Here is an 8,920-nt window from a genome sequence, read left to right as displayed (position 1 = left end):
CTCCTTTCAGGTCAGGCGGCGGCCCTCAGGCAGGTGCCGCATGCGTGCGCGATGCTGGCGCCTGAGACGGCCGGCGGATGCTTGGCTGCCTCGACCATCCGCGCCACCTGGGCGCTGGCGCCGTAGCGCTGCACCACGCCGACGAACTCCTCGACGTCATGGCCGCGCATTGCCAGCCGGGGCATGCCGTCTTTCGTGAACTTGGGCGCCCCGAATTCATCCTGCTCCTGGCCGATGTGATAGAGCTCGTGCTCGATCAGCGCGCAGAACTCGGTGTCGCTGCACTGGGCGCAGTAGTCGGCGGCCAGGGTGATCAAGAATTCCGGCACGTGCCCGAACCACTCGCGCAGTTGCTGCTCCTGGCGGGCCTTCTGCCAGCCGCCGGCGCGGATCATGACCTGTTCGGCCTGGCCCACTACCGTGCGGCCGCGCTTGGTGAAGGCCGACGACGCCCACAGGAAACCGATGTCGGCGTCCAGCAGGTGGGCATGGTCGGGATTGTGGAGCGGACCGGTGTCGGCCAGGATGGTGTCTTGCACCCAGGCGGCCACGTCCGGCGCTGGCGCCAGGATCGTGTCATACAGGTCGTCGGCCAGCGGAGTCTGTGGTGGCGAAGGTCGAGAGTTGATGGCAGCCCCTTGCATCAGTCGATCAACCCCGCTACAAAGGACTTTTTACGCATCGGAACTAAATATGCCAGACGCACAGAAATCAGACCTGTCCGATCTTCCTATGCACCATCTTCTTTTTTTGAAAGTTCGTGACGGCGGAGGGCCAAGTGTTGCTCACAGCGTTGCTGAGCTGCACGAAATATCGGTCGACGCTGTGAAACAAGCGTGCCGCATTGCTTGTGAGGAACAGTTGCGGGAGCGCGGTGAACTGCAACCCTACGAAGTTTCAGTTTACAACTGGGCGCGCTCGTGATTGTCAGAATGCTGTCGACCTAGAAGCCCCTCCCAGCTCTCTGGGGGGTTTGTCGTGGTCTTTGGCGCCATCCCTCGGTTAGCGACGGCTGGCACTCCTGAGCCGATAGGCAACTTGTAGCCCATGCCGATATCGTCCGAATCTTTGCGCCTGAAAGTCCGAAGATCCAGCGGTGCGCACTGACCATCAGGTAGGCTGAGGCGCAGCCATGTCCGGCCCGATATCGATCACGACAGCATGGCGGCCTGGCTTAGTGATGTTCAGCAACTTGGCGATCTCAGCGGCGGACTGGCTGTGGTCGTAGTGGACGTAATCAGCGCGGGCCGTATTGGGGAGATCGCTCTTTGGCGCACCAGGGCGGCATGCATTTCCATTCTCATCGATCAAACAGTCCCCGCCGAAACCCACGAACAGCCCTTGCCGCCTTGCCAGAACATCGATCATGTCGCGGTTCTTTTGGATATGACCCATGCTCCACTGACGGCCTTCTTCCAAATCATCCAGCACCGGAGCAAGTATGAATTTCAAGATGCGGAAGTAAAGACGACGAATCATTTTCGTTTCCCAAAAACACCGCGCCCCACTCAGCATTCACCAAGCGGGGCGCGAAACGAGGCTACGAACAGCCCCGGGAGGAGACAACCAGATAGCCGTGGTTTGCGGTGGCGTTACAAAACTCATCCGAAACCACGGAACTAAAAACTAGATTTATCTGTCAACCTTACTTCTACCTTAACAGCAGAAGGATGGATCTATGAAGTGCCCTGTATGTAAAGACATGGATCTGACCATGTCATCGCGCCAGAACATCGAGATCGATTACTGCCCACAGTGTCGCGGAGTGTGGCTGGATCGTGGTGAACTCGATAAGCTGATTGAGCGTAGCGCCCAAGAAACCTCGCCAACACCCCAACATCAACAGCCCTCACCCCCTGTACGCGACTACGACAGGACATATTCTGGTTACGAAAAACGATACAAAAAGAAATCGTTCTGGCACGAAATCTTTGATTGATTCGATCGGCCGGAGATCAACCCGGGCGGCCTGCAATGCAGGACTTGCGCCGCACCCACGAAGGGCCGGAAATGAAAAACCCGCCTCGATGGGCGGGTACGTTTTCTCAGGGCGTGAGGTCTCTGCCGATATTCTGGCAGTTAGCGTGGCAACTCTCAACAACTCCATGTGGCAGATTGCCACGCCACACATAGAACGCGGATGTCTCGCCATCCTTGATCTTGGCCACATGCCCAGAGTCGATCAGATGATCCAGTACGCGGCGCACGCCCTCACGCACAGCGTTTCTCTCCCTCTGCGACATTGTCCGCCCGCGTGACACATCGCGCACGATCTGGGCCATGCGATATTCACGCCCTGGGTACGGCCGCATCAAGCCCAGGATTTCAGGCGCATACTTCACACTCAAACTCCTTGAAAACCTCGATCTTGAATTCGTCCAGGCAGGCCGCGTACTGATCCCTGGTGATCTTCAGGTCAGCCCTGGCGCGCCGCTGGCGGCTGTTTCCGATCCGAACCCATGCCGGCCGCATTTCTCCCTCGTGCATTTCCATGTGGCGCTCCCACTGGTCATAGCGGGACCGGTGCGTGTACTCGTACTGCAGCACCCGGCGGGTGAGTTGCGACATGTGGTCGAAGATGACCTGCACCCGGGCGGCCCGCTCGGCATTGAAGATGATCTTGGGCGGCAGGTCGTCTGGCTCAGATTCCCAGTCCGGGGCCTTCCAGCCGCGTTCCGCCGAATAGCAGCGGCTCGGCTCCCTGGGTTCCGGCGATTCGCCAGCCCAGCACCAGGCAATCCAGTTCTCGATCTCGGCGCGCACGAAGGACGGATACTGCATCACCGCCTCCAAATGGGTGAATTCTCGTTCCCATTCCCCGCCCTGCCGGCGGTCGCCTGCATCTTGGGTTCCGCCAGCGCGGCGCGGTCCAGGTTGTGACGCATCATGGACAAAGGCTTGATCGTCAGCGGCCTGAACTCGGGCGGCGTCCGGCGGCCCGCGACCGGCATGGAATCCAGCCAGGCGCGGATGAATTCGGTTTGATCGCCCACGCATGCGCGGCCGGTCTCGACTTCGATGGCGTAGACCAGGGCGTTGATCTTCTGCAGCGGCTCCTTGTGGCCGGCCTTGCGCAATGCCTCCCTGGCGCGCTCGTGGGTGTGGGATTTTCGGTGGAGGTAGTCGGCCATCAGCAGGCGCCCCCGATTTCGATCATGACAAAACCCTCTTTCTTTGCGTCCAGCACGCGATCGAGCGTCACCGGCACAAACCGGCTGTCGTCCACGCCCAGGGCCTTGGCGATGCCGTCGAGACTCGCCTTCATGGCGGCGTGCAGGTTGTCCAAGTCCCGGCGGATCCTGTCGGGCGCGGCGAACGTGATCTTCACGGGGATCTGCTCCGGCAGGCACACGGTGTTGCGACCCACGGCCTGCTTGGCCGACATGGCGCCATCCATTCGGGCCCGGGCCTTGGCTGCTTGAGTTCCGGCCCAGTGTCGGCCGTTCTTGCGGTTGGGCATGAGCCTGGAGTCCGGCCAGGGAAGAACGATGGTGATGTGGTCTAGGGCTTGCATCTTGCGTATCGCCCCGGTATTGAATCTTTCCGCACGCTTGAGAGCCGCCAGTTGATCAGTTGCCGTGGGAGGAAATGCCAGGTCTTCCAGGGTCATACTTCTTCCTTCTTCAATCTGAACTGTCGAATCACTTCTTCTTCCAGGTATCTCTGTGCGGCCTTGCCGCGGCGTCGGCCGATGGCGTCCAGTTCAGGCTTGCGCTGGCCGTAGGGCAAAGAAAGGATGTGGCGGGCCTCGCACTCGCGCCGGCGCCGTTCGATTTGTTGGGGCGTCATGCGGACACTTCCTCGCCCAATGCACGTTTTGTCATCGTGACGGCAATGGATGCGTAGGCCTTCGGGTTGGCAATGATCTTCTTGGCCCAGGCTTTCGGGTCGCACGGTTTTTCTATCGCGGCGGCGGCCATGGCCTTGATTCCGGCGTCGGCTTGTTCCTTGGTCGCGGCGGTACCGCCAGGGGCTGGCAGCGCGGCGGTAGGCGCCGGAACGCCATCCCAGGATTGGCGGGCCAGTTGGATGCTGTACGCGGCTTCCCAGCGACTTTTGAGCGTCTGCCAGGACTGGTTGAGCATGTCGTAGTTGCCGATTTCAACGGCAGCCCAGTACACGGCCGGATGCGGCCAGACGCCAATCTCACCAGCGCGGCGACCTTGCATGCCGGTCACGGCCAGACGAAACGCCACTTCCGGCTCCAGCCAGGGACGGCATAGCCGCTTGAACTCGGGCAGCGTCGGCGCGAAAGGACGATTTCCGCATGCAGCCAGCCCTGCGGACACCTCGTCGCCAGTGAAGCCGGCAAGCTGCTCAGCCCAGGCCCGAACCATCGTGGCTTTGTCGATGCCGTCCCACTGCTGCATGAATTTCGAGCCGTACAGCAGGTGCAGGCGTTCGATCACGCGGGCTGCCCAGGTCTCCGGGATCGGTTGGATTTCAGCGAGTTGCATCGATTGTCCCCATGTCGATTTCGGTTTTCCCGCGCGCCAGGTCACGGATGATCGCGGCGTCAGCGGCGTAGCGGTCCTGGCGGCTTGGGGCCTGATGCGTCCTGCTCAAGCCGGACGATTTCTCGCGGCGCACCCAGTTGCGCCACGTTGCTTCCCAGTCGACCTTTCTGGCGTCGGCGCCGCCCTTCGCCGCCCAGTAGTCGCGGAACGAGTCGGCCACCCGCAGCGCGTCATCCGGCGTCCAGCTGGGTTGCTCCAGCAGCGCCCAGGACATCCAGGTGTCCGGCAGCCGCCAGTCGGTCGGCAGTCGCGTGGCCCTGGCGGCCTTGGGCGCAGGCGGCTGCGCAGCAGGCGCGTCCTCTCTCTTTTCTCCTGGAGATTGGAGATTGGTGTCTGGTGATTGGTGAGCTTTCGGTTGGGTTTCTGAATCGGAACCCGGAGATAACCCAGTGGGTTTCTGTTGGGTTACTGAATCGGAACTATTGGGTTTCTTCGGCGGGCGTCCGCCTTTCTTTCCGTTTTCCTGCGCTGCGCTGATGCGCTTGTTCGCGGAAACGATTTCGCGTTCCACCCTGCGGTGGAGCCAGACGCCGTCTACCAACTCGAAAAATTCTTCGAGAACGACATCCACGGCGCGGCACTCCTCATCTGAGCGAGCCCTCGCCAGGCGGTGCGCCTGGTCGGCCTGGATTCCCCGTTCTGTCGAATAGTATCTGTCGAGCAGGATTCTGTAGGCGCCATGCTCCATCATGGACAGGTGCCCTGTGTCTTTCGCATAGTCACCCAGGTGGTGTTCGTAGTAATTCATGCTGGTGCGACCTCCATGCAAGCGGCCATCAGCGCACCATCAGGCACCGCGCAGCCACGATCCAGCAGGATCTGGACGCACTCGCGCTGCAGATCGCGCTGAGTGCCATAGCGGGCCTCAAATTGAGCCTTCCAGGGGTGTACGGCGACGACACCAGGAATGCCGGCGTCCTGATGATGTGGACCACACAACGGCAGAACCATCCAGTGCGCCCAGGGCTTCGTGCGGCCGTCGATGTGATGCACGGAGACGAAGGGCGTAAACATGCCCTCCTTCGCGCAGGCAATGCAGCCGATCTCCCGGCACAGCATGTCGTGGAAGCGTTTCTGCTCGGCGGTGGGTGCACGGCCTTTCATCCCCTACCCCTTCAGCAATGCCTGCAGCTGGCGCAGCGTTTCCAGCGCCTTCCTGTCGTCGTTGCTCTTCTCTTCGATGCCGACTGCGACCGTGTCGATGTCGTCCGCGGCTTGGCGCAACAGGTCGGCCGCCTGGCGCACGCTGGCCGCGATATTGCCCAACGCCTCCATGGCGCCCAGCTTCTCGGCGGGATTCTTTTCGGCCTGGACCGGCTTCAATGCGGGCATGGTTTCCTTCTCCTTGATGGCGACCTGGCGGAATGATCCGGAGACGACTTCGTTCACGAGGCCGGATTCCTTCAGCGCCCTGAGGCACCCGCGCAGGACATGGATGTCCACGCCGGCGCCGGTTTCTTTGTGAATGGCCGAGCAGATATCGAACGCCGTGGCGCTGGCGGTTTGGCTCGACGGGATGAATTCGTAGACCTTCCTGGCAATGGAGGTCTGACCTTGCAAAAGGCTGCTGCGGCGCTGGGGGCTGAGGCTCATGCCGCCCTCCCGATGCTGGTGGGCGACCACCGCACGCCCTTATCCGCCCCGAACGCATGGGCGAGCTCGATCAGGTCCGACAGCTGGCGCACGGTCATCTTGCTGGTGCGCTGGCCCAACAGCACCATGCCGCCGTCGATACCCATGGCCATGCGCGTCTCGCGGCGCAGACTGGCCGTCAGAATGTCTTTGACCTCTTCGGGCGAGACCTTCACCAGAGCGCCATTGACGACGAAATCCACTTGCCGGCTGATGTCCGTCAGGATCGACCACAGAATGTCGTTCTGGGCCAGCGTGCGCGTCTTGGCCTTGATCTCCACGCGGTAGCCGTCAGGGGCAGTCGCCGCCAGGTGCGCGACATTCCTGCGGGCCGTCGGATTGGTGAGGTAGATGACCTGGCGTTCCATCACCCCACCATGCCCTTCATCCGCTGCACGACCTCTGCAACTTCAGTCATGACGTGATTGCCGGCGTTCTCAACGCGTCCGACCTCACGCTGATCAACGCGGCCGTCGGCCAGGGAGTCGTAGATTTCCTTGCCAAATACGCCGCTGGCGATCATGAAGGCCGCAACCTTCTCCAACATGCCCATGTCGCACTCGGATGACCCGGCCGGCGCCTTCACCAGCAAGAGCCCGCGCTGCCGCGCCCAGGCCCGCAGGATCCTGTCGTCGTCCGTGAAATCGGTGATTCGCACGGCCTCCTCCAGCGTCAGGTGATGCCGCTTGCCCTCCTTCGGCGGTGTGCGGTTGACCTTGTTCCTCAGCACCGCCGCAGAAATGTCCACCCGAGGCCCCAGGGATTCCGATCCGCCGGGATAATCGTGGACGACGTGGTAGGCCGCATCGGCTGTGTTCATGTGTGTCTTCCTCGAACGTATTAATTGACGGCCGGCCGGCCTACAGTGGAGCCATGGAAATGGAAACTACGAAGACCGAAGCCCTGCTCAGGCAGGCCAAAGCGATCTGCCAGGAGGTGACGGGCCGCGAGGATGTGTCCGATGACCTCCTTTGCAGCGTCTTTCGACGTCTGGAACTGGAAGCCGATCTTGTGGACGACGATCTTCTGGACGCGCTCGATGCGGCCCAGCAGGGGCTCATGCACTGATGTGTCGGGCGGCCCGATGGGGATGCGGGTGTCGACCGGATCGGGGCGCCAGGGGTGTTGGGCGGCCGGATCCACCCGGGTATGCTTGGGAGCGCCAACAACCAAACGTTTCCGGGAGGAACCGACCATGGACTTGATGGGCTTATTCACGGGCGTCACCCAAGGCATCAGCGCCTACAAGACGGCGGTGGAAACGCTCGATGAAGCGAAGGTCGCGGCGGCCACCAATGAGCTTCAGGTTCAACTGACGCATCTCGGTGCTGAGGTAATCGCCATGCAAAAGGAGAGCCTTCAGGCCGCCGAGCGCGAGCGCGCGACCTTGCGAGCGAAAAATGAGCTTGAAGATCGGGTTCGAGAGCTTGAAACACGCATTAGCGAACGTGCGCGCTACGAGCTTGTTGATGCTTTTATGGGCGCGTTCGTCTATCGCCTGAAAGAGGCGTCCGCTGATGGAGAGCCGATGCACTACGTATGTCAGACATGTCTGGACAACAAAGCGGTGAAATCCGTAATCCAGCGACACGCAGCCGCAGGCAGCGACGCTTATTGCCCGACTTGCAAAACCACGTTTCACCTCAACTGGTTTCGGCAGAAATGAGGTCTCACCCATGGCGCCCTCCCCGCTTGTGATAGTTCATCAGGGCATGGATATGACCGACGACGTAGCCGCCAGCGAACGCGACGACACCGATCAAGAAGATGGTCAGATCAGACATTGGCGGGCTCCTTGGGGGTGCGGTTCGCGCGCGCCTCAGCCGCCAGCACCCGGTCAGCAATCCGCCGCGAGAGCGGATCGGGCCATTTCTTGACCGCCTGATAGGAGATCCCGATGGCTTTGGCTGTTGAGGAAATCGAGCCGCCAAGTCGCTCGATGGCTTCGGTCTTTTTCATACCCACATTGAACCATAGTTCATGCAAACAATGCAACTATAGTTCTTGCCACATGGGTTACTTTTAAACCATGGTTGAATACAAAGACAGGCTGGCCGAAGCCATGAAGAATGAGAACGTGTCCACCAACGATCTGGCGGGCGTTCTCGGCATGACCTATCAGGCCGTGAAAAAAGTCCTTGATGGAAAATCAGGAGCTTTCAATGCCATCAACCACGCCAAAGCCGCTGCACATCTGCGCGTCACCAGCGACTGGCTGGCGCTTGGCATAGGGCCGCGCAATGTGGGCGATGAGCCACAAGCGCCAGAATCCAAGAAATCGAACACGGATATCACAATTCGCCAGTACGACGCGGCTGGATCCATGGGCCACGGCCTGGATTTGCCCGACCAGCCGGGGGTGATCCAGAACCTACGTGTCAACAAAGAATGGCTGTCGAAGAACATCAGGGCCTACAGCGCGGCGAAGAACCTGTGCGTGGTAACCGGGTTCGGGGACTCCATGCAGCCCATGTTCAACCCAGGCGATCCGCTGCTGGTGGATCTGGGCGTCACATCCGTGGAATTCGATGCGGTGTACTTCTTTCGCGTGGATAACCTGGGCTACGTCAAGCGTCTGCAGCGCATCCCTACTGAGGACGGCCTGGTGATCCGGGCGATTTCTGAGAACAAGGATGCCTACGATCCGTTCAACATCACCGAAAAGATGGACTTCCAGGTGATCGGGCGCGTGTTGAAGGTGTGGCGCAGCCAGGAGTTCTGAGGCCGCGCCTTCTGATGCGGCTTCGGCCTGTAGGCCCAGCAAACACTGA

Annotated in this window: 18 protein-coding genes; 5 read left to right on the top strand and 13 right to left on the bottom strand. The window is 60.8% G+C overall.

Annotated features, from left to right (window positions below):
- Positions 1-11 precede the first annotated feature (11 nt).
- Entirely contained in the window at positions 12-644 is a 633-nt protein-coding gene (locus O4H32_RS14130) for a putative metallopeptidase (protein ID WP_269360225.1), read from the bottom strand.
- Positions 645-693: 49 nt separating this feature from the next.
- Here O4H32_RS14130 and O4H32_RS14125 point away from each other — a divergent pair, with 49 nt between their 5' ends.
- Positions 694-924, top strand: a complete 231-nt coding sequence (locus O4H32_RS14125; protein WP_269360223.1) for a hypothetical protein — start codon at positions 694-696, stop codon at positions 922-924.
- Between the two features lie 186 nt (positions 925-1,110).
- On the opposite strand, the gene O4H32_RS14120 is transcribed toward O4H32_RS14125, so the two are convergent.
- Positions 1,111-1,479: a hypothetical protein gene (locus O4H32_RS14120; RefSeq protein WP_269360221.1), complete on the bottom strand. Its 369-nt coding sequence runs from the start codon at positions 1,477-1,479 to the stop codon at positions 1,111-1,113.
- A gap of 199 nt (positions 1,480-1,678) precedes the next feature.
- Here O4H32_RS14120 and O4H32_RS14115 point away from each other — a divergent pair, with 199 nt between their 5' ends.
- Positions 1,679-1,939, top strand: coding sequence for a TFIIB-type zinc ribbon-containing protein (locus O4H32_RS14115; protein ID WP_269360219.1), 261 nt, complete (start codon positions 1,679-1,681; stop codon positions 1,937-1,939).
- Between the two features lie 386 nt (positions 1,940-2,325).
- Here the strand turns inward: O4H32_RS14115 and O4H32_RS14110 are convergent, their stop codons facing one another.
- Genes O4H32_RS14110 through O4H32_RS14065 form a run of 10 tightly spaced genes read right to left on the bottom strand, consistent with a single transcriptional unit; the run spans position 2,326 to position 6,969 of the window.
- Positions 2,326-2,781 carry a hypothetical protein gene (locus O4H32_RS14110; RefSeq protein WP_269360217.1) on the bottom strand — a complete coding sequence of 152 codons (456 nt, stop codon included), beginning with the start codon at positions 2,779-2,781 and terminating at the stop codon, positions 2,326-2,328.
- On the bottom strand, positions 2,781-3,131 hold the full coding sequence (locus O4H32_RS14105; protein WP_269360215.1) for a hypothetical protein: 351 nt from the start codon (positions 3,129-3,131) through the stop codon (positions 2,781-2,783). Before O4H32_RS14105 ends, O4H32_RS14110 begins: the two co-directional genes overlap by 1 nt.
- Positions 3,131-3,610 (bottom strand): RusA family crossover junction endodeoxyribonuclease, encoded by a 480-nt coding sequence (locus tag O4H32_RS14100; RefSeq protein WP_269360213.1) that lies wholly within the window; start codon positions 3,608-3,610, stop codon positions 3,131-3,133. The genes O4H32_RS14105 and O4H32_RS14100 overlap by 1 nt, the downstream gene beginning before the upstream one ends.
- On the bottom strand, positions 3,607-3,789 hold the full coding sequence (locus O4H32_RS14095; RefSeq protein ID WP_269360212.1) for a DUF7696 family protein: 183 nt from the start codon (positions 3,787-3,789) through the stop codon (positions 3,607-3,609). Before O4H32_RS14095 ends, O4H32_RS14100 begins: the two co-directional genes overlap by 4 nt.
- Positions 3,786-4,457 carry a hypothetical protein gene (locus O4H32_RS14090; protein ID WP_269360211.1) on the bottom strand — a complete coding sequence of 224 codons (672 nt, stop codon included), beginning with the start codon at positions 4,455-4,457 and terminating at the stop codon, positions 3,786-3,788. Before O4H32_RS14090 ends, O4H32_RS14095 begins: the two co-directional genes overlap by 4 nt.
- Positions 4,444-5,265: a YdaU family protein gene (locus tag O4H32_RS14085; protein WP_269360209.1), complete on the bottom strand. Its 822-nt coding sequence runs from the start codon at positions 5,263-5,265 to the stop codon at positions 4,444-4,446. The genes O4H32_RS14090 and O4H32_RS14085 overlap by 14 nt, the downstream gene beginning before the upstream one ends.
- On the bottom strand, positions 5,262-5,621 hold the full coding sequence (locus O4H32_RS14080) for a Ref family recombination enhancement nuclease (protein ID WP_269360207.1): 360 nt from the start codon (positions 5,619-5,621) through the stop codon (positions 5,262-5,264). Before O4H32_RS14080 ends, O4H32_RS14085 begins: the two co-directional genes overlap by 4 nt.
- 3 nt (positions 5,622-5,624) lie before the next feature.
- Positions 5,625-6,110, bottom strand: coding sequence for a hypothetical protein (locus tag O4H32_RS14075; protein WP_269360205.1), 486 nt, complete (start codon positions 6,108-6,110; stop codon positions 5,625-5,627).
- Positions 6,107-6,517 (bottom strand): recombination protein NinB, encoded by a 411-nt coding sequence (locus O4H32_RS14070; protein WP_269360203.1) that lies wholly within the window; start codon positions 6,515-6,517, stop codon positions 6,107-6,109. Before O4H32_RS14070 ends, O4H32_RS14075 begins: the two co-directional genes overlap by 4 nt.
- Positions 6,517-6,969, bottom strand: a complete 453-nt coding sequence (locus O4H32_RS14065) for a phage regulatory CII family protein (protein WP_269360201.1) — start codon at positions 6,967-6,969, stop codon at positions 6,517-6,519. Before O4H32_RS14065 ends, O4H32_RS14070 begins: the two co-directional genes overlap by 1 nt.
- A 59-nt stretch (positions 6,970-7,028) precedes the next feature.
- On the opposite strand from O4H32_RS14065, the gene O4H32_RS14060 reads away from it, so the two are divergent.
- Both O4H32_RS14060 and O4H32_RS14055 read left to right on the top strand, forming a co-directional pair.
- Positions 7,029-7,217: a hypothetical protein gene (locus O4H32_RS14060; RefSeq protein WP_269360200.1), complete on the top strand. Its 189-nt coding sequence runs from the start codon at positions 7,029-7,031 to the stop codon at positions 7,215-7,217.
- Positions 7,218-7,344: 127 nt separating this feature from the next.
- Entirely contained in the window at positions 7,345-7,815 is a 471-nt protein-coding gene (locus O4H32_RS14055) for a hypothetical protein (protein WP_269360199.1), read from the top strand.
- A gap of 110 nt (positions 7,816-7,925) precedes the next feature.
- Here O4H32_RS14055 and O4H32_RS14050 read toward each other — a convergent pair whose 3' ends face one another.
- The gene (locus O4H32_RS14050) at positions 7,926-8,108 is read right to left on the bottom strand and encodes a helix-turn-helix domain-containing protein (RefSeq protein ID WP_269360197.1); all 183 of its coding nucleotides are present in this window, start codon (positions 8,106-8,108) and stop codon (positions 7,926-7,928) included.
- Between the two features lie 70 nt (positions 8,109-8,178).
- On the opposite strand from O4H32_RS14050, the gene O4H32_RS14045 reads away from it, so the two are divergent.
- Entirely contained in the window at positions 8,179-8,871 is a 693-nt protein-coding gene (locus tag O4H32_RS14045; RefSeq protein ID WP_269360195.1) for a S24 family peptidase, read from the top strand.
- Positions 8,872-8,920 lie beyond the last annotated feature (49 nt).

The organism is Castellaniella denitrificans, assembly GCF_027214045.1.
GTDB classification, from domain to species: domain Bacteria; phylum Pseudomonadota; class Gammaproteobacteria; order Burkholderiales; family Burkholderiaceae_B; genus Castellaniella; species Castellaniella denitrificans_A.
Note: the sequence above shows the minus strand (reverse complement) of the source record. Positions and strands in the feature narration are given on the sequence as shown.